We start from the raw sequence: 23,683 nt of genomic DNA, 5'->3' as shown, positions 1-23,683 counted from the left end.
GGAGAAGTTGTCGTGGGAAAAATTGTCGCTATTGCGAACCAAAAAGGTGGCGTTGGTAAAACTACCACGTGTGTAAATTTAGCGGCATCAATGGCTGCCACTAAGCGTAAGGTATTAGTGATAGATCTTGATCCGCAGGGAAATGCGACGATGGCCAGTGGCGTCGATAAGTATCAAGTTGAAACAACTGCTTACGATTTGCTGGTTGATGAGCTTCCTTTTGAACAGGTAGTTTGTCAGGACACTTCTGGTCAGTTTGACCTCATCGCTGCCAATGGAGACGTTACGGCAGCTGAAATTAAGCTCATGGAAGTGTTTGCTAGAGAAGTGCGCTTAAAACATGCACTTGCGCCAATCCGCGATAACTATGATTTCATCTTTATCGATTGTCCTCCCTCTTTGAACCTACTTACAATAAACGCAATGGCTGCTGCTGACTCTGTGTTAGTGCCAATGCAATGTGAATACTTTGCCTTAGAGGGACTGACGGCATTGATGGATACCATCAGTAAGTTGGCAGCGGTAGTCAATGAAAACCTGAAGATCGAAGGGCTACTACGTACCATGTACGACCCTCGAAATCGTCTTGCTAACGAAGTGTCCGAACAATTGAAAAAACACTTCGGAGACAAGGTTTATCGAACCGTTATCCCTAGGAATGTACGCCTCGCAGAAGCGCCAAGTCATGGTAAACCAGCGATGTACTACGACAAGTATTCCGCCGGTGCCAAAGCTTATCTTGCCCTTGCTGGTGAGATGCTACGACGCGAAGAAGTATTGGCTTAACGCTCTTAAGGAAAATAGATTCAATGTCTAAACGTGGTTTAGGCAAAGGGCTCGACGCGCTTTTGTCGACGAGCTCTATTGCCAGAGAAAAACAACAAGTCGCAACGCAAAGCCAAAGCCTATCTACCGATGGTGACCTGGCTGAACTTTCAATCAATAGTCTGCGCCCTGGTATTTACCAGCCGCGTAAAGATATGGCTCCTGAAGCACTTGAAGAGCTAGCAGCTTCCATTCAATCGCAAGGTATTATTCAACCTATTGTGGTCAGAAGTGTTGGTCATGAGCAGTTTGAAATTATTGCTGGTGAAAGACGCTGGCGAGCGGCAAGACAAGCTGGCCTGAAAATGGTGCCTTGTCTGGTGAAGAACGTTCAGGATCGTGCTGCGGTTGCGATGGCGCTGATTGAGAACATTCAACGTGAAGACCTAAACGCCATTGAAGAAGCTCAGGCTCTGGAAAGGCTACAAGACGAATTTGAATTGACCCACCAGCAAGTGGCCGATGTGATTGGTAAATCACGTACTGCGGTTAGTAACTTGCTGCGTTTGAATCAATTAGAGCCATCTGTGAAGAAGCTAGTTGAAGCGAAACAGATAGATATGGGTCACGCTCGTGCACTATTAGCATTGGAAGGTGAAGTTCAATGTGAGGTTGCAGACACCGTAGCTAAGAAGCAGCTGACGGTTCGTCAAACCGAAGATTTAGTGAAAAAGTGCTTAAAACCGAACTCTTCAGAGAAAAAACAGTCAGAAGACCGTGATGCTAAAGAAATTTCACATCGTTTAAGTGAAATTCTGGGTGCAAAAGTGTCTCTTGTACGAAATGCAAGCGGAAAAGCAAAAGTAACGATAAGTCTTGATGAACCTCACAAATTGGAGCAACTTATTGCCAAGCTTGAGAGCTAAATGAGATAATTGATGTAGGTCAATTATTTATAAATTGAAATTTTGTGCGAAAGTTATGGTTTTGTGAACGAAATAGCACCTTTTTGGTGCTGTTTGATTGCAATAACTTTGTCGGAAAGTATAATTTTCGCGAATCTCCCAGCACAGTAGTAATTTAGGTGCATTGTGGAAAAAACTATAGGTAAGAATACATGGTAGCTGTGCTAGCTAGACCAGGACGAGAGCTTGCAAAGCGATTGTTACTGATTCAAGCCAGCGCGGTTACATTGGTAGCTGTTGGAATGGCAGTAGCTGTAAATGCTGAGTGGGGAATTTCAGCGCTCATTGGTGGTGGCAGTTTTGTTATCGCTAATGCGGTTTTTGCATTGTGTGCATTTTTGTTTAGTGGGGCTCGAGCAGCGAAAAAGGTTGCCGCGTCTTTCTACGCAGGAGTGACTCTGAAAATCCTCATTACGGTTGCTCTATTCTCGATTGCTTACATGTATATTCAGGTGGAAGTGATTCCCTTGAATCTCACTTTTTTACTGGCCGTCTTAATTAACCTTATGGCACCAGTAATATTCGTCAACAACAAAAAATAGGATGAGTTATGGCTGCGCCAGGTGAAGCGCTAACATCGGCCGGATATATCACTCACCACTTGACCAACCTTTCTTTAGGAAGTCTCGGTTTAGTGGAGGAGACGAGTTTCTGGAACGTACATATCGATAGCCTGTTTTTTTCTGTGTTTACTGGTCTGATATTCCTAGGAGTGTTTCGTTCAGTAGCTAAGAAAGCAACAGCTGGTGTGCCGGGCAAGCTGCAGTGTTTTGTTGAAATGATCGTGGAATTCGTTGACGACAACGTCAAAGAAACGTTTCATGGACGCAACGCGCTAATCGCGCCTTTAGCACTAACTATCTTCTGTTGGGTATTTTTAATGAACGTCATGGACCTTGTTCCAATTGACTTCTTACCTTACCCTGCAGAGCAGATGGGCATCCCTTATCTCAAAGTGGTTCCTTCTGCTGATGTCAATATCACCATGGCTATGGCGCTAGGTGTTTTTGCTCTGATGATTTACTACAGCATCAAAGTAAAAGGTCTAGTTGGCTTTACAAAAGAATTGACGCTACACCCATTTAACAATCCAATCATGATTCCTTTCAACATGCTGATCGAAGTCGTGTCTTTGCTTTCAAAGCCACTGTCTCTCGGTATGCGTCTGTTCGGTAACATGTTTGCGGGTGAGGTGGTCTTCATTCTTTGTGCTGCAATGCTACCATGGTATTTACAATGGATGGGCTCACTACCATGGGCGATATTCCATATTCTGGTTATTACGATTCAAGCCTTCGTGTTTATGATGCTAACGATTGTTTATCTATCAATGGCACACGAAGACAGCGATCACTAACTTTATTAACGCTTTTTATTTGGGCAAATTTAAGCCAACAACTATAAATTGGAGATAGTAATGGAAACTTTACTGAGCTTTTCTGCAATCGCCGTAGGTATCATTATCGGTATGGCAGCATTTGGTACGGCGATCGGTTTTGGTCTTCTAGGTGGTAAATTCCTTGAAGGCGCGGCTCGTCAACCTGAAATGGCTCCGATGCTTCAAGTTAAGATGTTCATCATCGCAGGTCTACTTGATGCGGTTCCTATGATCGGTGTTGTTATCGCACTGCTATTCACATTCGCGAACCCATTCGTTGGTCAGCTAGGTTAATCAGCTTTTTCTCAGACAAGTTTCGGACTTGTCACCTGATTAAACTTTAGCTCGTCAATGAACCATTAGAGGGGTAGCTGTTGTGAATATGAACGCAACTCTGCTAGGTCAAGCAATCTCATTCGCACTATTTGTGTGGTTCTGCATGAAGTATGTATGGCCACCAATCATGAATGCGATTGAAGAACGTCAGAAAAAAATTGCTGACGGTCTAGTAGCCGCTGAGCGCGCTGCTAAAGACTTGGATCTAGCACAAGCCAACGCTTCTGACCAAATGAAGGAAGCGAAGCGCACTGCAACAGAGGTCATTGAACAGGCAAACAAGCGTAAAGCACAAATTGTTGATGAAGCTCGTGAAGAAGCTTTGGCAGAACGCCAAAAGATTCTTGCTCAAGCTGAAGCAGAAATTGAAGCTGAACGTAACCGTGCCCGTGATGAGCTGCGCAAACAAGTTGCAACTCTGGCTGTAGCTGGTGCTGAGAAGATTCTTGAGCGTAGTATCGATAAGGATGCGCAAAAAGATATTCTCGACAATATTACTGCGAAACTTTAAGGCGAGGGGCGCATATGTCTGAATTGACTACAATCGCACGCCCCTATGCTAAAGCAGCATTTGACTTTGCGGTAGAAAAGCAAGCATTAGACCAATGGGTTGAAATGTTAACTTTTGCCGCTGAAATTACCAAGAATGAAGAGATTGCAGACCTGTTATCAGGTTCTGTAACGGCGAAAAAAGTCGCTGATATCTTCATTGCCGTTGGTGGTGAACAGTTTGATGAATTCGGTCAAAACTTGATTAAAGTTATGGCTGAAAATGGTCGACTAGCAGCCTTGCCGTATGTGTTAGAAGAGTTTGTAGCTTTCAAAAAAGAGCTAGAAAAACAAATTGATGTTGAAGTGATTTCAGCGTCAGCTCTAAACGACGAGCAACTTGCAGCGATCAGCGACAAACTTGAGAAGCGTCTAGAACGCAAAGTTAAGCTGAATTGCAGTGTAGATGAGACCCTACTTGGTGGGGTTATTATTCGAGCCGGAGATCTTGTAATTGACAACTCAGCACGTGGTCGTTTGAACCGCCTGAGTGAAGCAATGCAGTCTTGATGGGGATTGGAGCATGCAACTTAATTCCACAGAAATTAGCGACCTAATCAAGCAGCGTATCGAATCTTTCGATGTTGTGAGTGAAGCTCGTAATGAAGGTACTATCGTATCGGTAAGCGATGGTATCATTCGCATTCACGGCCTAGCGGACGTGATGCAAGGTGAAATGATTGAATTACCGGGTGGCCGTTATGCACTAGCACTTAACCTTGAGCGTGACTCGGTTGGTGCGGTAGTAATGGGCCCATATGCTGACCTTAAGGAAGGCATGAAAGTAACAGGTACTGGTCGTATTCTTGAAGTACCAGTTGGTCCAGAATTGCTTGGTCGTGTTGTAAACACGCTAGGTGAGCCAATTGATGGTAAAGGTCCAATTGAAGCTAAACTTACGTCACCAGTTGAAGTGATTGCACCGGGTGTAATCGACCGTAAATCGGTTGATCAGCCAGTACAAACTGGTTATAAATCAGTTGACTCAATGATCCCAATCGGTCGTGGTCAGCGTGAGCTTATCATCGGTGACCGTCAGATCGGTAAAACCGCTATGGCGATCGATGCAATCATCAACCAGAAAGACTCTGGTATCTTCTCTATCTACGTAGCGATTGGCCAGAAGGCATCTACAATTGCAAACGTTGTGCGTAAACTGGAAGAGCACGGTGCACTACAAAACACTATCGTTGTTGTAGCATCTGCATCTGAATCTGCTGCACTGCAATATCTTGCGCCATACTCTGGTTGTGCAATGGGTGAGTACTTCCGTGACCGCGGTGAAGACGCTCTGATTGTTTATGATGATCTATCTAAGCAAGCGGTAGCTTACCGTCAGATCTCTCTACTACTTAAACGTCCACCAGGCCGTGAGGCATTCCCAGGTGACGTATTCTACCTCCACTCACGTCTACTAGAGCGTGCAGCTCGTGTAAACGAAGAGTACGTAGAGCGTTTCACTAACGGTGAAGTGAAAGGTAAGACTGGTTCTTTGACTGCTCTTCCTATCATTGAAACTCAAGCAGGTGACGTTTCTGCATTCGTACCGACAAACGTAATCTCGATTACCGATGGTCAGATCTTCCTACAAACTGAAGCCTTCAACGCGGGTGTTCGCCCAGCGGTTGACCCAGGTATCTCAGTATCTCGTGTAGGTGGTTCAGCACAGACTAAGATTATTAAGAAGCTATCTGGCGGTATCCGTACTGCACTAGCTGCTTATCGTGAACTAGCGGCATTCGCACAGTTCTCATCTGATCTAGATGAAGCAACTAAGCGTCAGCTAAGCCACGGTCAAAAAGTTACAGAACTAATGAAGCAGAAGCAATATGCTCCAATGTCTGTATTTGACCAAGCACTAGTTATCTTTGCTGTTGAGCGCGGCTACCTAGATGATGTTGAAATCAACAAGATTCTAGACTTCGAAGCAGCGCTTCTATCGTATGCTCACAGTCAATATGCTGATCTTGCAAAAGAGATCAACACTACGGGTGCTTACAACGATGATATCGAAGCTCAGCTTAAGAAACTGACTGACGATTTCAAAGCAACTCAGACTTGGTAATTGGTGGGTGACCTTTTGGTCACCACTTATGGAGAGTAACGATGGCCGGCGCAAAAGAGATACGTAATAAAATCGGTAGTGTTAAAAGCACTCAGAAAATTACGAAAGCGATGGAAATGGTAGCAGCTTCAAAAATGCGTCGTTCGCAAGATGCGCGTGAAGCTTCTCGTCCATACGCTGAAACTATGCGTAAAGTGATCGGTCATTTGGCAAACGCAAACCTAGAGTACCAACATCCGTACCTAGAAGAGCGTGAAGCCAAGCGTGTTGGTTATGTCATTATTTCTACTGACCGTGGTCTTTGTGGTGGCTTGAACATTAACTTGTTTAAAAAAGCCATTGTAGAGATGCAAGGTTGGAAAGATAAAGGTGCTGAAATCGAGTTAGCTATTATCGGCTCAAAGGCGACAGCATTCTTTAACAACAGCGGCGCAAAAGTAGCGGCACAGGTATCTGGTCTGGGTGATGAGCCAAGTCTAGAAGACCTAATCGGTACGGTAGGCGTTATGCTGAAGAAGTATGACGAAGGCGAATTGGATCGCCTGTACGTAGTGTATAACCACTTTGTGAACACTATGATTCAGGAACCAACGATCGATCAATTGCTACCTCTGCCTAAATCTGACAGTGAAGAGATGCAGCGCGAACATTCATGGGGCTACATTTATGAGCCTGAGCCAAAACCACTACTAGACGCACTATTGCTTCGTTATATCGAATCTCAAGTGTATCAAGGTGTGGTAGAGAACCTTGCTTGTGAGCAAGCGGCTCGAATGATTGCAATGAAAGCTGCAACGGACAATGCGACCAACTTGATTGATGATCTAGAGCTTGTGTATAACAAGGCGCGTCAAGCGGCTATCACACAAGAACTATCAGAAATCGTTGGCGGCGCAGCTGCGGTTTAAGCTTAGGTAAAACGAAATAGATTAGAGGATTAACGATGGCTACAGGTAAGATCGTACAGATCATCGGTGCGGTAGTCGACGTAGAGTTCCCACAGAGTGACGTACCAAGTGTATACGATGCTCTAAACGTAACGGACTCTAAAGAGCGTCTTGTTCTTGAAGTTCAACAACAGCTAGGCGGTGGCGTAGTTCGTTGTATCGTAATGGGTAGCTCTGATGGTTTACGTCGTGGCGTAACAGTAGAGAACACAGGCGCGCCAATCTCAGTACCAGTAGGTACTAAGACTCTTGGTCGTATCATGAACGTACTTGGTGATGCGATTGACGAGTGTGGTGAGATCGGTGCAGAAGAAAGCTATGCGATTCACCGTGAAGCGCCAAGCTACGAAGAGCAATCTAACGAAGTCGCTCTTCTAGAAACGGGTGTTAAAGTAATCGACTTGGTTTGTCCATTCGCTAAGGGTGGTAAAATCGGTCTATTCGGTGGTGCAGGTGTAGGTAAGACCGTTAACATGATGGAGCTTATCAACAACATCGCACTACAACACTCAGGTCTATCCGTATTTGCGGGTGTAGGTGAGCGTACTCGTGAAGGTAACGACTTCTACTTTGAGATGCAGGAAGCGGGCGTTGTAAACGTTGAGAAGCCTGAAGAATCAAAAGTAGCAATGGTTTACGGTCAGATGAACGAGCCACCAGGTAACCGTCTACGTGTTGCACTGACTGGTCTAACAATGGCAGAGAAGTTCCGTGACGAAGGTCGTGACGTACTGCTGTTCGTTGATAACATCTACCGTTACACACTTGCAGGTACAGAGGTATCGGCACTTCTAGGTCGTATGCCATCTGCGGTAGGTTACCAGCCAACTCTTGCAGAAGAGATGGGTGTACTACAGGAACGTATCACGTCAACAAAAACTGGGTCTATCACGTCTGTACAGGCGGTATACGTACCAGCGGATGACTTGACTGACCCGTCTCCAGCAACAACGTTCGCGCACTTGGATGCAACGGTTGTACTTAACCGTAACATCGCTGCTATGGGTCTATACCCAGCGATTGACCCACTAGATTCAACATCTCGTATGCTTGATCCACTAGTCGTTGGTCAAGAGCACTACGAGGTAGCTCGTGGTGTGCAGCAAACACTGCAGCGTTATAAAGAGCTGAAAGACATCATCGCGATCCTAGGTATGGACGAGCTATCTGAAGAAGATAAGCAAGTTGTATCTCGTGCTCGTAAGATTGAGCGTTTCCTAACTCAGCCTTACCACGTAGCGGAAGTATTTACTGGCGACCCAGGCATCTACGTACCTCTTAAAGAGACTCTACGTGGCTTCAAAGGTCTACTAGCTGGTGACTACGATGACATTCCAGAGCAAGCGTTCATGTACTGCGGTACTATCGACGATGCTATCGAGAATGCTAAGAAGCTATAAGGCTAAATAGGAGGCGATATGGCAGCAATAACCTTTCACCTAGACGTAGTAAGCGCTGAGAAAAAGCTTTTCTCTGGTCGCGTAGAAACGTTCCAGGTGTCCGGTAGCGAAGGTGAACTTGGTATTTTCCATGGTCACACACCGCTGCTGACCGCTATCAAGCCTGGTATGGTGCGTATCGTTAAACAGCACGGCCATGAAGAGTTCATTTATGTCTCTGGTGGTATTGTTGAAGTTCAGCCAGGCACAGCGACTGTGTTGGCTGATACAGCAATTCGTGGTGAAGAACTAGACGCAGCGAAGGCGGAAGAAGCCAAGCGCAAAGCTGAGGAGCATATCCAGAATCAGCATGGCGACATGGACTTCGCGCAAGCGGCCAGTGAACTGGCTAAAGCCATTGCTCAGCTTCGAGTAATCGAGCTGACAAAAAAACGTCGTTAATTCAGTTAAACTGAACTAACCGCGATGAAAAAGGCGACCTAAGGGTCGCCTTTTTGCTTAATTTTTATCAGAAATTTATTCAATCCATTTAACACTGCTGTGATTCATCGTTAGAATGACGTTAGCTTAATTAACGTCAATGGTTTGATAATAATGAAATTCAGTGCAGTTGTTCTTGCTGCGGGGAAAGGAACCCGCATGTATTCCAATAAGCCAAAAGTGTTGCATACACTTGCCGGCAAGCCGATGGTAAAGCATGTCATCGATACTTGTGAAAGCCTAGGTTCTCAGAATATCCACCTTGTTTATGGCCATGGTGGTGAAATGATGCAATCAGCTTTGCAGCAAGAAAAGGTAAACTGGGTGCTACAAGCTGATCAGTTAGGTACCGGTCATGCAGTTGATCAGGCATCTCCTCATTTTGCAGATGATGAAAAAGTGCTGGTTCTCTACGGTGATGTACCTCTTATTTCCGAAGAGACTATTGAAAACCTATTAGATGCTCAGCCTACAGGTGGTATCGCTTTGCTCACCGTCGTTCTTGATAACCCGATGGGTTATGGTCGTATCGTGCGTAAGAATGGTCCTGTCGTTGCGATCGTTGAGCAAAAAGACGCCACAGAAGAGCAAAAGCTGATTAAAGAGATCAACACGGGTGTGATGGTGGCAACTGGTGGCGATCTTAAGCGTTGGTTATCCGGTCTAAGCAATGATAACGCACAAGGTGAGTACTACCTGACAGATGTGATTGCTGCCGCTCATAATGAAGGTCGTGCGGTAGAAGCTGTTCACCCGGCAAACCCGATTGAGGTGGAAGGTGTAAATGACCGTGCTCAGCTGGCTCGTTTAGAGCGTGCGTTTCAATCCATGCAAGCGCAGAAACTACTAGAGCAGGGGGTTATGCTACGCGACCCTGCACGTTTTGATGTTCGTGGTCAGCTACAGTGTGGTATGGATGTAGAAATCGATACCAATGTCATCATCGAAGGCAGTGTTACTCTTGGCGATAACGTAGTTATTGGTGCGGGTTGCGTACTGAAAGACTGTGAAATCGACGATAACACCCTTGTACGCCCCTACAGCGTAATCGAGGGCGCGACAGTTGGTGAGGAGTGTACTGTTGGTCCATTTACACGTTTACGCCCTGGAGCGGATTTACGTAATGATTCGCACGTTGGCAATTTCGTAGAGGTGAAAAATGCGCGTCTAGGTGAAGGTTCGAAAGCTAATCACTTAACTTACCTAGGTGATGCCGACATTGGCCAGCGTACTAACGTTGGTGCAGGTGTTATTACTTGCAACTACGACGGTGCAAATAAGTTTAAGACGATTATCGGTAATGACGTGTTTGTCGGTTCTGACAGTCAACTAATTGCTCCTGTGACTATCGCTGATGGGGCGACGATTGGTGCGGGCACCACGTTAACCAAAGACGTAGCAGAAGGTGAGTTAGTGATTACTCGCGCAAAAGAGCGCAAAATCACAGGATGGCAGCGTCCAACCAAACAGAAGTAAACTCTTCCATTAGAAAGGGCCTCATTGAGGCCCTTTTTTGTCTCTTGATACTTATTGTTAGTGGCTTGGAATAGCAATACGCTTTTCTAGCCAGCGTACAGCTTGTGATACCAATAGTATTAACACTAAGTACTCGAGCACCAAAAACGTATAGATTTCTAAAGGTAAGTACTCATTTACAACCAGCTCATTGGCGCGTCTAGTTAGGTCACTTAGTCCAATAACGCTAACTAATGATGACATTTTGAGGATATAGACAAACTGGTTACCCATCGGTGGTAGTATCTGACGAAAGGCTTGTGGCAAGATAACCAGTCGCATCTTCTGCCAATAATTGAGACCGAGTGATTCAGCAGCTTCATGCTGACCACGAGTCACCGCCTGAATACCGCCACGGAACACTTCTGCCATAAAGGCACTTTCCGCGATAGTAAGTGCTATCACTCCTGCCCAAAAATGGTTGAGAGAAATGTCTAATAACGTGGGCATGCCGTAGTACACCCAAAGTAACAAAACTAGAACCGGGATGGAGCGAATCACTTCGACATAAACTCGATTAATAGCGCGCAGCCAAGGCTTCTCTGACAAGGCTGGAAAGGCAACAAGCAGGCCTATAAGCATGGCAAACACCATACTTAGCAAGGAGACATAGATAGTGTCCTTGAAGCCCGCTAGTAGGAAAGCGAGGTTAGTTTTTCCTTGTTCAGTAGAGGGATCAAGCACATACCAACCCCATTCATACTCAGAACAGCCACTTAATAGTGGTAGGCACAAAACAACAGCAAGTAATCGATAGCTCACAATCGTCCCTAATTATTCCTGAAAAATCCATCTGTTACTGCTATGTTATCAAGGATGTACCACTAATGTTTAATAATTTTAGGGACTATTCAATGAAGAAGTGGATTCTGGGTTTTATTATTACTTTTCTTTCTATCGGTCAGGTAGCGGCTGAAACCAGTCGTCTGCAGAAGATCTTAGATTCAGGTGTATTGCGTGTGGGTACAACGGGTGACTGGAACCCGATGACCATGAAAGATCCTGCGACCAATTCGTATCGTGGTTTCGATATTGATGTGACGACAGAACTTGCAAAAGATCTTGGTGTTAAAGTGGAGTATGTGGCAACGGATTGGAAAACGTTAGTAAACGGGATTACTGCCAACAAATACGATATGACGGGTAGTGCGTCACTTAACATGTCTCGTGCTAAAGTGGCGGGATACAGCCAGCCTTATTTCTATCTGGCATTTGTCCCCGTAGTTCAAAAGAAAGATTTAGAGAAATTCTCTGATTGGGCTGATTTTAACAAACCTGATGTCAAAGTGGCTGCCACACTTGGTACTGTACAAGAGAAAATGGTGAAAGACTTTTTTCCTGATGCTGAGCACATCGTGATTGAAGCTCCTGCTCGTGACTTCCAAGAATTACTCGCGCGTCGTGCCGATGTGTCAGTGACGTCAAATGTGGAAGCGGCAACGTTAGTAACCAAGTTCAAGCAACTTGCCATTGTACCTGTTGAGGAACCTCGCAAGCCGACACCGATTTCGATGCTGTTACCACAAAGTGACCAAGTTTGGATTAACTATGTGAATCATTGGGTAGAGCTGAAAAAAACGCAGGGTTTCTTTGAAGAAACTGCGAAAAAGTGGGGGCTGAAAAGTCTTTAATATTAGAAAAATGGGTGACTTGGTCACCCATTTTTGATTACTCGTCGCTCACTACTCGTGAGTTATCTGGTATTGTCAGTTCTTCGGTTAGTGCTGGTGTTGCGATCAGGTAACCGACCCACATTAATGCTAAACAACCAAGAATCACATAGCCTACCGCTGATTGAGCGACAACGGCAAATGCTGCAACTAGCGCACTGGCTAAACTACTAATACCAATCTGTAAGCTATTTTGTAGACCTGCCGCAGTTGCTGAACAATGTGGTGCGCTTGATAGTGCACGGTTAACAACAATTGGATACAGTGCCCCATTAGCGACTGCAAGTAAGCAGAATGGCGCTAGAATTGGCCATACGCTGGTTAGCTCCCACTGACACGCAGCAAATACTAACAGTATAGCGACCGTCTCCAGTCCTAGTAGCTGTTTCAGTACCGCGTCATCACCTAATTTAGCCACCAATTTCTTGCCCATATAGCCACCGAGCATAAATGCGATGGTTTGTGGAATGAAGCTCAAACCAATGTCTTTTGCCGAATAGCCCAGCTGGCTCATAATCTCTGGCATACCGGTTAGGTAGGCGAAAAACGCAGCAGAAGCGACAGAGAACAGCATCACGTTGCCCACATACTCACGTGACCCTAATAAACTCTTAAGATCAGCACCAACAGATGATTGTTTACGCTCTGCTTTTTTATGATCTTTCATCGATAAGGTGATCATGGCTAGTAGAGCGCCAGTGATCGCCAGTACGACAAAAATGCTATGCCATCCCCATAATTCAGTTAATAACACGCCAAGTTGAGGAGCTAGTGCCGGAGACAGGGCGACGAGAGGCATAATAGTGGCAAATATCTGCTGGCTTGTTTTTTTATCGAATTTGTCGATCACCATAGACTGCCAAATCACAGCTGGCGCACAGACACCAATAGCTTGTAGCATGCGCAGTGCCAGCAGGTGCCATACTTCTTGGCTCCAAGCTAAGCCTACCGAGGCAATCGTAAAGATAACGAGTCCTGCAAATAGGGTTTTACGGTGTCCGAAACGGTCACTGGCTAGTCCCCATAGGAACTGACCCAGCCCCATACCGACTAAAAAGACCGTCAATGACAGAGCAATCTGTTCTGGTCCAGTCGCAAAATCTTGCTCAATGAGTTTAAACGCAGGCAAATACATGTCGGTAGCTATGAAGCCCAACATGGATAAGGTCGCAAGATAAATGAGTTGTAGTTTAGTTATTTTCATTGTTATTCCTTGAAATATTTTCACAGGAATGAATTGGCGCCAGCCCATACTGCTGATGGTGTGTATTCTATTTTTGGATCTTAGAAAAATAAAACGCTATATTTTGTAGTTATCTATCAAAAAATTTGAAAGCTAAAGTATGTATTCTCGCTCATCATTAGAAATGCTAGATGTGGTTGCTCGATTAGGAAGCTTTAGCGCTGCCGCTGAGGTATTGCATAAAGTGCCTTCTGCGATTAGCTACAGTGTGCGACAGATTGAACAAGAACTCGGGGTAAAACTGTTTACTCGGCTACCAAGAAAGGTTGAGTTAACCTCGGCCGGTGAAGTCTTCATGGTGGAAGCTCGGCAAATGCTGCGCAAAATGGATGAACTTACTCACCAGACACGACGTACAGCTCTGGGGTGGCAAAATAGCTTAAAGCTGACCTTAGATAATGTGGTTAGAGTAGATAAGCTGTCTGATCTGATTGAAGATTTCTATCAGGAGTTTGAGTTTGCTGAGCTGCAGATCAATATGGAGGTCTATAACGGCTCTTGGGAGGCTATTTCCCAGCAACGAGCAGACATTGTGATTGGCGCGACGAGTGCGATTCCTGTCAGTGGTGAATATGGCGTTAAGAAAATAGGCAGCCTAGACTGGGCTCTGGTTATGTCGCCCTCGCATCCATGTGCCAATCAGGCGCAACTGGATGAAGATTTCGTCAGTCAATTTACCGCCATTTGCATTGATGATACGTCGCGAGTATTACCTAAGCGTCACAATGAGCACTACCCGCAACAGCGGCGGTTATTGTTACCCAATTGGTTTACTGCCATCGAGTGTTTGAAAAAGAACGTAGGCATTGGTTACATGCCTAGGCACATTGCTCAGCCACTTATCGACTACGGCATGCTGGTGGAGCGAACTCTCGAAGATGCTCAAGCGCCAAGTGAGTGTTGCTTGGTGTGGAGAAAGCACGATAATCATAATCTATTGGATTGGATGGTAGAGTACCTAGGGGATGAAGCTCAGCTGTATCGCGATTGGTTGAAATAAAAATGGGAAGCAGCCACTTCCCATTTTCTGATTAAGATAAAAAGAACTTATAAGATGGATTATCGGTCTCGTCTTTGCATTGGTAGCCCAGTTCTCTCAGATGAGCCGAGAACTCATTCAAATCACTATCTTCCAATTCAAAACCACATAAAACTCGACCGTAATCTGCGCCTTGGTTACGATAATTGAATAAGCTGATATTCCAATGTGTCCCTAACGTGCTTAAGAACTTAAGTAGCGCTCCTGGATACTCTGGGAACTCAAAACTATATAGGCGTTCTTTAAGCTGTTTTGACGGTCTGCCACCAATCATATAGCGAATGTGCAGTTTTGCCATTTCATCGTCAGAGAGGTCAACCACAGGGTAGCCACTCGCTCTGAGATCACTAATGATGCCATCCAATTCTTCTTGACCACCTACGAGACGCACACCGACGAAAATGTTGGCCAATTTGTCATCGTTGTATCGGTAGTTAAACTCAGTAACTGCTCGGCCACCAATAATATTGCAGAACTCGAAGAAGGCGCCTTGGCGCTCTGGAATGGTCACCGCTAGTATACCTTCACGTTTTTCACCGAGTTCACAACGTTCAGAGACATAACGCAAGCCGTGGAAATTGGTATTAGCACCCGAAAGCACTGTGCCTAGCTGCTTACCTTGCAGTTGATTTTGCTCAGCAAACTTTTTCAGACCAGCAAGTGCCAGTGCACCGGATGGCTCGGCAATAGCGCGAGTATCTTCAAAGATGTCTTTCACTGCGGCACAGATTTCATCGCTAGAAACCGTAATGTGGCCATCAATATATTTCTGGCACAGTCGGAAGGTTTCATTACCAATGATTTTAACCGCAACACCGTCTGCAAACATACTGACCTGATCGAGTACTACAGGTTCTCCAGCATCCATCGCAGCTTTAAGACAGGCAGAATCTTCCGGTTCAACAGCAATGACTTTTATCTCAGGCATCAGTTGTTTGACCAAGACCGCAACACCCGCAGCTAGACCACCACCGCCAACAGGAACGAAAATATAGTCGAGGTGACCATTTTGCTGCAGCATTTCCATACCAATGGTGCCTTGCCCCGCAATCACCAATGGATGATCGAAAGGCGGCACAAAGGTGTAGCCATGTTCTTCTGACAGACGCTGTGCTTCGGCTTTGGCTTCATCAAAATTACTGCCATGCAGAACGACGTTACCACCAAAGCCACGAACCGCTTCAACCTTGATATCAGGGGTGGTTTTAGGCATCACAATGGTGGTATTGATGCCCAGTTTCGTGCCAGATAGTGCCATGCCTTGAGCATGGTTACCCGCTGAGGCGGCAATCACACCTGCACGTTTTTGCTCATCAGTTAGATTAGCCACCATGTTGTAGGCGCCGCGCAACTTGAACGAGTGCACAGGCTGGCGATCTTCACGCTTGATTTGAACCTGGTTGCCGATGCGTGCTGCCAATCTTGGCATTTCTTGAAGTGGCGTTACGGTCGCCACTTCATAAACTGGTGCTCTGAGTATCTGGCGCAGATAATCTGCGCCAGACTCAGGATGATTATCTGCTGCACTCATTGTTGTTAGCCCTCGAGTTTCGACTTATCGCGCACCGCACCTTTGTCTGCACTGGTTGCAAGGTTAGCGTAAGCTTTAAGTGCTAAAGAGACCGTACGTTCGCGAGCAGCAGGTTTCCAGCCCAACTTGTCTTGCTCTGCGCGTCGAGTAGCAAGCTCAGATTCAGCGACATCCAATGTGATGCTGCGTGACGGGATATCAATGCTAATAGTGTCGCCGTCTTTGACAAGGCCAATAGTACCGCCATTTGCCGCTTCCGGAGAGGCGTGACCAATAGATAGGCCAGAAGTACCGCCAGAGAATCGACCATCAGTAAGAAGTGCACACTCTTTACCTAGGCCCATCGATTTTAGGTATGTGGTTGGGTACAACATTTCTTGCATACCCGGGCCACCTTTTGGCCCTTCGTAGCGAATAACTACAACGTCGCCTGCTTTTACTTTGCCACCCAAAATGCCATCAACCGCATCTTCTTGGCTTTCAAAAACAACAGCAGGGCCTTGGAATACCAGGCTGCCTTCATCTACACCTGCTGTTTTAACAATACAGCCATCTAGAGCAATATTACCTTTCAGCACTGCGAGACCCCCATCTTGGCTATAGGCGTTGTCTTTTGTGCGAATACAGCCATTCTCACGATCATCATCTAAGGTATCCCAGCGACAATCTTGAGAGAATGCTTGAGTGGTGCGAATACCAGCAGGACCTGCGCGGTAGAACGACTTAATTTCCTCGGAATCCGTCAACATGATGTCGTATTGATTGAGTTGTTCTTCCATCGTAAGGCCAAGAACAGTCTTAGTTTGGCTATTAAGCAAGCCTGCACGATTTAGTTCACCCAGAATACCGATAACCCCACCAGCACGGTGTACATCTTCCATGTGATACTTAGGTGTGGAAGGTGCCACTTTACAGAGGTTAGGGACGCGACGAGACATTTGGTCAATATCTTCCATATCGAAATCCACTTCACCTTCTTGAGCGGCTGCTAATAGGTGAAGCACCGTATTGGTTGAGCCCCCCATCGCGATATCAAGCGCCATCGCGTTTTCAAAAGCGTCTTTGGTGGCGATATTGCGTGGAAGGGCAGTCGCGTCATCTTGTTCGTAGTAGCGCTTAGTTAGGTCAACGATACGTTTACCAGCATTTTTGAATAGCACCTCACGGTCTGCGTGAGTCGCAAGTAGTGAACCATTACCTGGTTGAGAAAGACCTAAAGCTTCTGTTAAACAGTTCATCGAGTTAGCAGTGAACATGCCCGAGCAAGAACCACAAGTTGGACATGCTGAACGTTCAACTTGCTCGCTTTGTTCGTCAGAAACCGTAGGATCGGCACCTTGGATCATGGCATCAACCAGATCGAGTTTGATGATCTGATCAGAAAGCTTAGTTTTACCAGCCTCCATTGGGCCACCAGAAACGAAGATCACTGGAATATTTAGGCGCATTGAAGCCATCAGCATTCCCGGAGTGATCTTATCGCAGTTGGAGATACACACCATGGCGTCGGCACAGTGAGCGTTGACCATATACTCTACAGAGTCGGCAATGAGCTCACGTGAAGGCAGTGAGTACAACATACCGCCGTGACCCATTGCGATGCCATCATCAACAGCAATGGTATTGAATTCTTTGGCAATACCGCCCGCTTCTTCAATTTCTTTGGCGACTAGTTGGCCAAGGTCTTTAAGGTGAACGTGTCCCGGTACAAATTGAGTAAACGAGTTTACAACAGCAATAATTGGCTTACCGAAATCTTCTTCTTTGACTCCAGTTGCACGCCAAAGTGCACGAGCACCAGCCATGTTGCGACCATGAGTTGTGGTGGCTGATCTGTATTTAGGCATTGTACTTCTTCCTTATTTTGCTGATGCTGGTTTCTGTTCTGGGTATACGTAATCTAGCCAGCCCCACTTATCTTCAGTGGTGCCATTGAATAGGCCAAAATACGTATCTTGCATAACTTTGGTAATTGGACCGCGTTTACCTGTACCAACATCGATTTTATCAATGCTGCGTACCGGAACGATTTCAGCAGCGGTACCGGTCATAAATACTTCGTCTGCTAGGTAAAGTGCTTCACGAGCAATGTTAGCTTCACGAACGTCGTAGCCCATATCTTTGGCAATCGTCATTATTGAGTCGCGAGTGATACCAGGTAGGATCGCGCTGGTTGCTGGTGGTGTCGTGATGACGCCATCTTTGACTACGAAAATGTTTTCACCAGCGCCTTCTGATAGATAACCATCGACACTGAGAGCAATACCTTCGTCATAACCGTGACGACGTGCTTCACCGCCAACAAGCAATGAAGAAAGATAGTTACCACCAGCTTTTGCTGCAGTTGGAATGGTATTTGGCGCGGCGCGGTTCCAACTTGATATCATTGCGTCTACACCGTTTGCTAGTGCTTCTTCACCTAGGTAAGAACCCCAAGGGAAAGCAGCAATGATGAGCTCCATTTGCGTGCCTTCTGGAGGGCAAACACCTAGACCAACGTTACCGACAAAACCTAATGGACGAATATAAGCGGATTCAAGCTTATTTTGGCGTAGTGTCTCACGGGTTGCTTCCATGATTTCTTCCTCTGTGTAAGGAATTGGGAAGCGATAAATCTTAGCGGAATCTTTAAGGCGCTTGGCGTGCTCAGGGTGACGGAAAACCACAGGGCCGTTAGGTGTGTTATAACAACGAACCCCTTCAAAAACAGAAGTACCATAATGCATTGCGTGAGTTAAGACGTGAACGTTCGCCTCAGCCCATGGAACCATCTCACCATTAAACCAAATAAAATCTGCTGTACTTTTAGCCATTTAGCATTCCTTCCTTATGCACTTTGTTCTTGTAGGTTGTGATTGGTCAGTTCGTTGTGTTTAAGCTCTGTCACCTCGATGGTACGAATATCCCAAAGCTTCTCAATCTGATTGATCAAGGTCGTGATAGGGCGATCGCTATCAACAATGATCTCAACACTGGCAATCTTACTTTCATGGTTTTGTGTTGCAGCCACTTGTTTAATGATAAAGCCACGGTGGCGAATAACGCGTAATACGCGCTCTAGCAAGACAGGTTTGTCATCGGCTTTGATGTCTAATAAGTATCTGTCCATTAGGTATTCTCCAACATGTCACTATTTGAGGCGCCTGGCGGAACCAAAGGCCATACATTTTCTTCTTCATCTATTAACACGTGAAGCATGTACGAGGTCTTGCTCTCTAGCATTTCTTTGAGAGCAGGCTCAACTTCTTCTTTACGAGTAATGGTTTTACCTGGGATATCGAATGCTTTAGCAAGCATGACAAAGTCAGGGTTATCATCCAAAATCGTTTCGCTGTGTCGACCATCAAAAAACAGTGATTGCCACTGTCTAACCATACCAAGACGTTGGTTATTTAACAGCACAATTTTGACGGGTATTTGACGGCGCTTCAGTGTGCCTAGTTCTTGAACATTCATCATGAACGAACCGTCACCAGTAATTAGAATTGATTGGTCGTCAGGGCGACCAACTGCTGCTCCCATTGCTGCTGGTAGACCAAAGCCCATAGTGCCGAGACCAGCCGAAGTAATAAAATTCTCAGGCAATCTAGGCTGGATATGTTGTGCTGCCCACATCTGGTGTTGGCCAACGTCCGTTGAGATAATCGAAGACTCAGGCATCATGTCTGATAGCTGTTTAAGGAGCAGTGGAGCAAAAATTAAATCTCCTGGATGGTCATAGCGCCATTTAAAACCACTGCGTAAGCTTTCGCTGTGATGTACCCAAGGAGCAATATCTTTTGACAGTTCAAGCTGTGGCAAGATGACGTTTATGTCACCACGTAATGCAGCATGAGCTTGTCTGAGCTTGTTAAATTCCGCAGCATCAATATCGATATGAATCACTTTTGCATGAGGAGCAAAGGTATCCAGTTTTCCGGTCACGCGGTCATCAAAACGAGCACCAACCACGATTAAAAGGTCACATTCTTGAACGACTAAGTTTGCGGCCTTGGTACCGTGCATGCCCAACATTCCCAAGTAGTGTGGGTCATGTCTCTCAATAGTACCTAAGCCTTTTAGTGTGCTGACACTTGGCATAGGGTTGAGGCGTAAAAACTCACGTACAGACTCTGTGGCATCGGCAAGTTGCACACCACCACCTACATACAAAACTGGGCGAGAGCTTTGATCAAGCAGTTGCTGTGCTAACTGGACTTGCTCTGACGAGGCAACAGGGATCGCTGGTGGCGTAAACGGGGGAAGGACATCAACCGGAGCATTAGCAAGTTGGACATCTTTAGCAATATCGACAATAACAGGGCCAGGTCTGCCTGTTTTAGCAACTTCAAATGCCTCGGCAAGAGTTGGAGCTAACTCTTCAATATCCGTGACCAGATAGCTATGTTTCGTGCATGAGAGAGACATACCAATCACATCCATTTCTTGGAATGCATCAGTACCGATATGGGAGCTGGCAACTTGACCAGTGATAGCTACGAGAGGGATCGAATCGAGAAAAGCGTCGGCGAGGCCGGTTACGAGATTGGTGGCGCCGGGGCCGGAGGTGGCCATACAAACAGCAACGTCTTTGGTGGCTCTTGCCAGTCCAATGGCAGCCATTGCAGCGCCTTGCTCGTGTCGGCAGAGGATATGTTCTACACCACCATCATACAGAGCATCGTAGATTGGCATGATGGCTCCACCAGGATAGCCAAATACTGTTTCAATGCCTTGCTGTCTCAATGCGGCTACAACTAATTCAGCACCTGTCATTATAGCCTCCTTGGGTGTCACGCTTGCTGTCGTGACTGTTTGTCGTTCGATTGCACATTGTGTGCTCCATTTCTTCCTGTCATATCCACCGAGAAGGTTTCTATGAGTGATCACTATCAAATTTATATTTTGAGTTTGTAAAAAAACCCCCGGACTTTTCAGTGCGGGGGTTTTTTGAATCTCGTGGTTATTTTCCGCCCACATGCCCCCGTGCGGTACCAATCAGGACCACAATAATCAGGCTAATCAGAGTGTGAGAGTGAGCGTTAAAAGTCATTATCTTGTTTCTAAATCGTTGTGTTGTTTCTAACGAAAATGTTTGCGTCACTAGTGGTATCACAAATTTCTGTTACCTGACAAGCAAAAAATCATACTTTTTTCACATTTACTCAGCATTAAATATGGCTGTATAACATGGGGTATATATAAAACTCTGACTTTTAACCATCTAAGTGAGAGAAATTGGAAGGAAAAAGGGATTTCATGGGATTATCGATTATTTATAGTCGAGCGAGCGTTGGTGTTGAAGCACCTTTGGTTACGGTTGAAGTCCACATCAGTAATGGTATGCCCGGTTTTACACTGGTAGGACTTCCAGAGACGACAGTTAAGGAATCTAAAGACCGAGTACGTAGTGCCATCATCAATTCACGATTTGAGTTTCCGGCGAAGAGAATCACGGTGAATCTCGCTCCTGCGGATCTGCCTAAAGAGGGGGGGCGATTTGATCTTCCTATTGCGTTAGGTATTTTGGCGGCGTCTGATCAGTTACCTCACGATAAGCTACTCTCACATGAATTTGTTGGCGAGCTAGCGCTTTCTGGAGAGCTAAGGGTCGTCAAAGGTGTTTTACCTGCTGCACTCGCCGCTAACAAAAGCCGTCGATGCTTAGTGGTGCCAGAAGGCAATGGTAATCAGGCGGCGTTGGTTGGCCGAGAGCACCATAAATCAGCATCAGGTCTACTCGATGTCTGTGCGTATTTGATGGGCCAACAAGCTTTATCCCTATATACCGACACTAAACAGATAAAGGTGGTGCCGAAAACACGCGATTTACAGGATATCATCGGCCAACAACAGGGAAAGCGAGCTTTAGAGATTGCCGCAGCCGGAAATCACAACCTACTCTTTCTCGGTCCTCCTGGAACCGGAAAAACCATGTTGGCCTCACGGCTTTGCGACCTATTACCTGAAATGAGCGAACAAGAAGCGATGGAAACTGCCTCGGTCGCGTCGTTGACGCAGCAAGAAATCAATGAAGACAATTGGAAAACGCGGCCTTTTCGTGCCCCTCATCATTCGAGTTCTATGGCTGCGTTAGTTGGCGGAGGTTCGATACCAAGACCAGGAGAAATTTCTCTGGCACATAATGGATTACTATTCCTCGACGAAATGCCCGAATTTGAAAGAAAAGTCTTGGACTCACTTCGAGAGCCGCTTGAGTCAGGCGAAATTATTATCTCCCGAGCCCAAGGGAAAACCCGTTTTCCAGCTCGATTCCAACTCGTCGGTGCATTGAACCCGAGTCCTACAGGGTACTATGAAGGCAATCAGTCACGTACCAATCCTCAGCTAATTCTACGCTACCTCAGTCGATTATCGGGGCCTTTGCTCGACCGATTTGATATGTCGATTGAAATACCTTCATTACCCAAAGGCACATTGTCTGAAGGGGGAGAGCGAGGGGAGTCAACTCAAGTCGTGCGTCAGCGTGTTCATCGAGCGCGTGATGTGATGTTAAGCCGCAATGGTAAGGTGAATGCACTCCTTCACAGCGGTGAAATCGAGGACTATTGTCGCTTAAAGAAAACAGATGCAGAGTTTCTTGAGAATGCTCTACACCGTTTAGGGCTCTCTGTTCGCGCCTATCATCGAATCATCAAAGTAGCACGTACTATTGCTGATCTTGGCGGTGAGGATGATATTCAAAGAGAACATTTAGCTGAAGCGTTAGGATATCGCGCTATGGATAGGTTGCTAAAACAATTGACTGCGCAAGCGGTTTAGAAGGCGAAGTTCATACCGACGGAGGTTATCCAATCGGCGGACTCATAAAAGGCGATGGAAGAATCTGTCGCGTTGTATCCTGATAGGGATATTAAGGATAATGCATCAATATTCCATAAAGAGAGGTATTCATAAGCCAGAAATGCACTGTATTTTTCATCGATACGATGATTCTGATCGAAAATGACATTCTCGCCACGATATTCATGATTCATATAGCTCATGGTCGCGGCAATGCTGTGTTGCTGGTAGGTGAATAGGGCAGTAAGTTCACTGCCAGCCCCTTGGTTTCTGACGGCTTGACCTTTAGCATCATCAACCACATAAATCACCGATGGAAACAACAGCCAGTGATTATTAACCGCTAACGTGTAGGAGCCTTTCGCATAGTAGAGATGGCTATTCCTATCATAATCTGAGTCAAGATTAAGGTTTTTTGCCGAAAGCTCTTCATCAACAACTCGGGTACCGTATGCCAAATCTAGGGTAAACAGTGAGCCTGCGATGTTCTCCATTTGAAAACGATACGCATCGCCTGTTGCTTCCGCTGCTTGCAGTTGTTCGGCGCCGACGTATGGATTATTCCAAATCGGTTCTCCAAGGACGGTCGGTAAGTAAGAAACACTCCAAATAGAACCATCGTTTTGTTGTTGTCTATAACCGCCTTCTAATACAAAGGTTCCGACGGCAATATCGTTACGGGAAGTTCCAATGAACCATTGTTTATTGCGTTGCGATCCAAAAGTGTAATTGACTACACCTAATGGCATCCAAAACTCATCGTATGCTTCTTGAGAGGCGCTGATTTTAGGATCGGTACTGGCCACCAAATTGGATTTTTCTCCTACCAGTGTATTGCTGATTGATATTTCACCACTAAAGCCTTTACTCTGAGCTAGTGAAGCGACAGATAGAGAGCTGTAGGTCGCAGTAAATGCTATAAGCGAAAGCAAGAAGTATCGAATAGCCATGACATATCCATAAATCAGTAGGTTGTGGGTAAAGAGGTTATTTCCTTATAAAATTGGCGGGTACTGT

Annotated in this window: 23 protein-coding genes; 15 read left to right on the top strand and 8 right to left on the bottom strand. The window is 45.8% G+C overall.

The genetic code is table 11. The features are described 5' to 3' along the window. The first annotated feature begins 12 nt into the window (after nt 1-12). The 12 genes from HW45_RS01485 to glmU all read left to right on the top strand — a co-directional run bounded on the left by HW45_RS01485 (nt 13) and on the right by glmU (nt 10,361). Complete coding sequence (locus tag HW45_RS01485) at nt 13-786, top strand: ParA family protein (RefSeq protein WP_038224165.1); 774 nt, start codon at nt 13-15, stop codon at nt 784-786. Nucleotides 787-809: 23 nt separating this feature from the next. Continuing rightward, the gene (locus tag HW45_RS01480; RefSeq protein WP_006073071.1) at nt 810-1,691 is read left to right on the top strand and encodes a ParB/RepB/Spo0J family partition protein; all 882 of its coding nucleotides are present in this window, start codon (nt 810-812) and stop codon (nt 1,689-1,691) included. A gap of 191 nt (nt 1,692-1,882) precedes the next feature. Further along, a complete protein-coding gene (locus HW45_RS01475; RefSeq protein WP_006073069.1) occupies nt 1,883-2,272 on the top strand; it encodes a F0F1 ATP synthase subunit I in 390 nt (129 codons plus the stop codon). A gap of 8 nt (nt 2,273-2,280) precedes the next feature. Then, nucleotides 2,281-3,087: a F0F1 ATP synthase subunit A gene (gene atpB / locus HW45_RS01470; RefSeq protein WP_006073067.1), complete on the top strand. Its 807-nt coding sequence runs from the start codon at nt 2,281-2,283 to the stop codon at nt 3,085-3,087. Between the two features lie 60 nt (nt 3,088-3,147). Beyond that, nucleotides 3,148-3,402 carry a F0F1 ATP synthase subunit C gene (atpE, locus tag HW45_RS01465; protein WP_006073065.1) on the top strand — a complete coding sequence of 85 codons (255 nt, stop codon included), beginning with the start codon at nt 3,148-3,150 and terminating at the stop codon, nt 3,400-3,402. An 82-nt stretch (nt 3,403-3,484) separates the two neighbouring features. Next, nucleotides 3,485-3,955: a F0F1 ATP synthase subunit B gene (atpF, locus tag HW45_RS01460; protein ID WP_006073063.1), complete on the top strand. Its 471-nt coding sequence runs from the start codon at nt 3,485-3,487 to the stop codon at nt 3,953-3,955. Nucleotides 3,956-3,969: 14 nt separating this feature from the next. Further along, complete coding sequence (gene atpH, locus HW45_RS01455; RefSeq protein WP_006073061.1) at nt 3,970-4,503, top strand: F0F1 ATP synthase subunit delta; 534 nt, start codon at nt 3,970-3,972, stop codon at nt 4,501-4,503. A gap of 13 nt (nt 4,504-4,516) precedes the next feature. Beyond that, nucleotides 4,517-6,058 (top strand): F0F1 ATP synthase subunit alpha, encoded by a 1,542-nt coding sequence (gene atpA, locus HW45_RS01450; RefSeq protein WP_006073059.1) that lies wholly within the window; start codon nt 4,517-4,519, stop codon nt 6,056-6,058. Nucleotides 6,059-6,099: 41 nt separating this feature from the next. Next, the gene (gene atpG, locus HW45_RS01445; protein ID WP_006073057.1) at nt 6,100-6,966 is read left to right on the top strand and encodes a F0F1 ATP synthase subunit gamma; all 867 of its coding nucleotides are present in this window, start codon (nt 6,100-6,102) and stop codon (nt 6,964-6,966) included. Between the two features lie 35 nt (nt 6,967-7,001). Next, a complete protein-coding gene (gene atpD / locus HW45_RS01440) occupies nt 7,002-8,405 on the top strand; it encodes a F0F1 ATP synthase subunit beta (RefSeq protein WP_006073055.1) in 1,404 nt (467 codons plus the stop codon). An 18-nt stretch (nt 8,406-8,423) separates the two neighbouring features. Continuing rightward, complete coding sequence (locus HW45_RS01435) at nt 8,424-8,846, top strand: F0F1 ATP synthase subunit epsilon (protein ID WP_006073053.1); 423 nt, start codon at nt 8,424-8,426, stop codon at nt 8,844-8,846. Nucleotides 8,847-8,999: 153 nt separating this feature from the next. Further along, entirely contained in the window at nt 9,000-10,361 is a 1,362-nt protein-coding gene (gene glmU, locus HW45_RS01430) for a bifunctional UDP-N-acetylglucosamine diphosphorylase/glucosamine-1-phosphate N-acetyltransferase GlmU (RefSeq protein ID WP_038224163.1), read from the top strand. 57 nt (nt 10,362-10,418) lie between these two features. On the opposite strand, the gene HW45_RS01425 is transcribed toward glmU, so the two are convergent. Next, a complete protein-coding gene (locus tag HW45_RS01425; protein WP_038224161.1) occupies nt 10,419-11,162 on the bottom strand; it encodes an amino acid ABC transporter permease in 744 nt (247 codons plus the stop codon). Nucleotides 11,163-11,254: 92 nt separating this feature from the next. Here HW45_RS01425 and HW45_RS01420 point away from each other — a divergent pair, with 92 nt between their 5' ends. After that, nucleotides 11,255-12,031 (top strand): transporter substrate-binding domain-containing protein, encoded by a 777-nt coding sequence (locus tag HW45_RS01420; protein ID WP_038224159.1) that lies wholly within the window; start codon nt 11,255-11,257, stop codon nt 12,029-12,031. A gap of 37 nt (nt 12,032-12,068) precedes the next feature. On the opposite strand, the gene punC is transcribed toward HW45_RS01420, so the two are convergent. Continuing rightward, nucleotides 12,069-13,322, bottom strand: coding sequence for a purine nucleoside transporter PunC (gene punC, locus HW45_RS01415; RefSeq protein WP_219906997.1), 1,254 nt, complete (start codon nt 13,320-13,322; stop codon nt 12,069-12,071). Between the two features lie 91 nt (nt 13,323-13,413). On the opposite strand from punC, the gene punR reads away from it, so the two are divergent. Beyond that, nucleotides 13,414-14,313, top strand: coding sequence for a DNA-binding transcriptional activator PunR (punR, locus tag HW45_RS01410; protein ID WP_038224155.1), 900 nt, complete (start codon nt 13,414-13,416; stop codon nt 14,311-14,313). 31 nt (nt 14,314-14,344) lie between these two features. On the opposite strand, the gene ilvA is transcribed toward punR, so the two are convergent. Genes ilvA through ilvG form a run of 5 tightly spaced genes read right to left on the bottom strand, consistent with a single transcriptional unit; the run spans nt 14,345 to nt 20,638 of the window. Further along, the gene (gene ilvA, locus HW45_RS01405) at nt 14,345-15,883 is read right to left on the bottom strand and encodes a threonine ammonia-lyase, biosynthetic (RefSeq protein ID WP_038224153.1); all 1,539 of its coding nucleotides are present in this window, start codon (nt 15,881-15,883) and stop codon (nt 14,345-14,347) included. Nucleotides 15,884-15,888: 5 nt separating this feature from the next. Beyond that, nucleotides 15,889-17,730, bottom strand: coding sequence for a dihydroxy-acid dehydratase (ilvD, locus tag HW45_RS01400; protein WP_038224151.1), 1,842 nt, complete (start codon nt 17,728-17,730; stop codon nt 15,889-15,891). 12 nt (nt 17,731-17,742) lie between these two features. Beyond that, a complete protein-coding gene (locus HW45_RS01395; protein WP_038224149.1) occupies nt 17,743-18,696 on the bottom strand; it encodes a branched-chain amino acid transaminase in 954 nt (317 codons plus the stop codon). A gap of 14 nt (nt 18,697-18,710) precedes the next feature. Next, nucleotides 18,711-18,992, bottom strand: a complete 282-nt coding sequence (ilvM, locus tag HW45_RS01390) for an acetolactate synthase 2 small subunit (RefSeq protein ID WP_006073039.1) — start codon at nt 18,990-18,992, stop codon at nt 18,711-18,713. Then, on the bottom strand, nt 18,992-20,638 hold the full coding sequence (gene ilvG, locus HW45_RS01385) for an acetolactate synthase 2 catalytic subunit (RefSeq protein WP_038224147.1): 1,647 nt from the start codon (nt 20,636-20,638) through the stop codon (nt 18,992-18,994). The genes ilvM and ilvG overlap by 1 nt, the downstream gene beginning before the upstream one ends. A 483-nt stretch (nt 20,639-21,121) precedes the next feature. Here ilvG and HW45_RS01380 point away from each other — a divergent pair, with 483 nt between their 5' ends. Further along, on the top strand, nt 21,122-22,645 hold the full coding sequence (locus HW45_RS01380) for a YifB family Mg chelatase-like AAA ATPase (protein ID WP_038224144.1): 1,524 nt from the start codon (nt 21,122-21,124) through the stop codon (nt 22,643-22,645). Here HW45_RS01380 and HW45_RS01375 read toward each other — a convergent pair. Next, the gene (locus tag HW45_RS01375) at nt 22,642-23,616 is read right to left on the bottom strand and encodes a DUF2860 family protein (protein ID WP_038224143.1); all 975 of its coding nucleotides are present in this window, start codon (nt 23,614-23,616) and stop codon (nt 22,642-22,644) included. The genes HW45_RS01380 and HW45_RS01375 overlap by 4 nt on opposite strands. Nucleotides 23,617-23,683 lie beyond the last annotated feature (67 nt).

The organism is Vibrio sp. ER1A (genome assembly GCF_000733315.1).
Lineage (GTDB): Bacteria > Pseudomonadota > Gammaproteobacteria > Enterobacterales > Vibrionaceae > Vibrio > Vibrio mediterranei.
The sequence above is the reverse complement of the archived record's forward strand: the minus strand, read 5'-3'. Positions and strand labels throughout refer to the sequence as shown.

Coding starts and splice junctions, on each gene's coding strand:
- HW45_RS01480 (WP_006073071.1), top strand. CDS start 810: ATGTCTAAACGTGGTTTAGGCAAAGGGCTCGACGCGCTTTTGTCGACG.
- HW45_RS01475 (WP_006073069.1), top strand. CDS start 1,883: ATGGTAGCTGTGCTAGCTAGACCAGGACGAGAGCTTGCAAAGCGATTG.
- atpB (WP_006073067.1), top strand. CDS start 2,281: ATGGCTGCGCCAGGTGAAGCGCTAACATCGGCCGGATATATCACTCAC.
- atpE (WP_006073065.1), top strand. CDS start 3,148: ATGGAAACTTTACTGAGCTTTTCTGCAATCGCCGTAGGTATCATTATC.
- atpH (WP_006073061.1), top strand. CDS start 3,970: ATGTCTGAATTGACTACAATCGCACGCCCCTATGCTAAAGCAGCATTT.
- atpA (WP_006073059.1), top strand. CDS start 4,517: ATGCAACTTAATTCCACAGAAATTAGCGACCTAATCAAGCAGCGTATC.
- atpG (WP_006073057.1), top strand. CDS start 6,100: ATGGCCGGCGCAAAAGAGATACGTAATAAAATCGGTAGTGTTAAAAGC.
- atpD (WP_006073055.1), top strand. CDS start 7,002: ATGGCTACAGGTAAGATCGTACAGATCATCGGTGCGGTAGTCGACGTA.
- HW45_RS01435 (WP_006073053.1), top strand. CDS start 8,424: ATGGCAGCAATAACCTTTCACCTAGACGTAGTAAGCGCTGAGAAAAAG.
- glmU (WP_038224163.1), top strand. CDS start 9,000: ATGAAATTCAGTGCAGTTGTTCTTGCTGCGGGGAAAGGAACCCGCATG.
- HW45_RS01420 (WP_038224159.1), top strand. CDS start 11,255: ATGAAGAAGTGGATTCTGGGTTTTATTATTACTTTTCTTTCTATCGGT.
- punC (WP_219906997.1), bottom strand. CDS start 13,322: ATGGGCTGGCGCCAATTCATTCCTGTGAAAATATTTCAAGGAATAACA.
- punR (WP_038224155.1), top strand. CDS start 13,414: ATGTATTCTCGCTCATCATTAGAAATGCTAGATGTGGTTGCTCGATTA.
- ilvA (WP_038224153.1), bottom strand. CDS start 15,883: ATGAGTGCAGCAGATAATCATCCTGAGTCTGGCGCAGATTATCTGCGC.
- ilvD (WP_038224151.1), bottom strand. CDS start 17,730: ATGCCTAAATACAGATCAGCCACCACAACTCATGGTCGCAACATGGCT.
- HW45_RS01395 (WP_038224149.1), bottom strand. CDS start 18,696: ATGGCTAAAAGTACAGCAGATTTTATTTGGTTTAATGGTGAGATGGTT.
- ilvM (WP_006073039.1), bottom strand. CDS start 18,992: ATGGACAGATACTTATTAGACATCAAAGCCGATGACAAACCTGTCTTG.
- ilvG (WP_038224147.1), bottom strand. CDS start 20,638: ATGACAGGTGCTGAATTAGTTGTAGCCGCATTGAGACAGCAAGGCATT.
- HW45_RS01380 (WP_038224144.1), top strand. CDS start 21,122: ATGGGATTATCGATTATTTATAGTCGAGCGAGCGTTGGTGTTGAAGCA.
- HW45_RS01375 (WP_038224143.1), bottom strand. CDS start 23,616: ATGGCTATTCGATACTTCTTGCTTTCGCTTATAGCATTTACTGCGACC.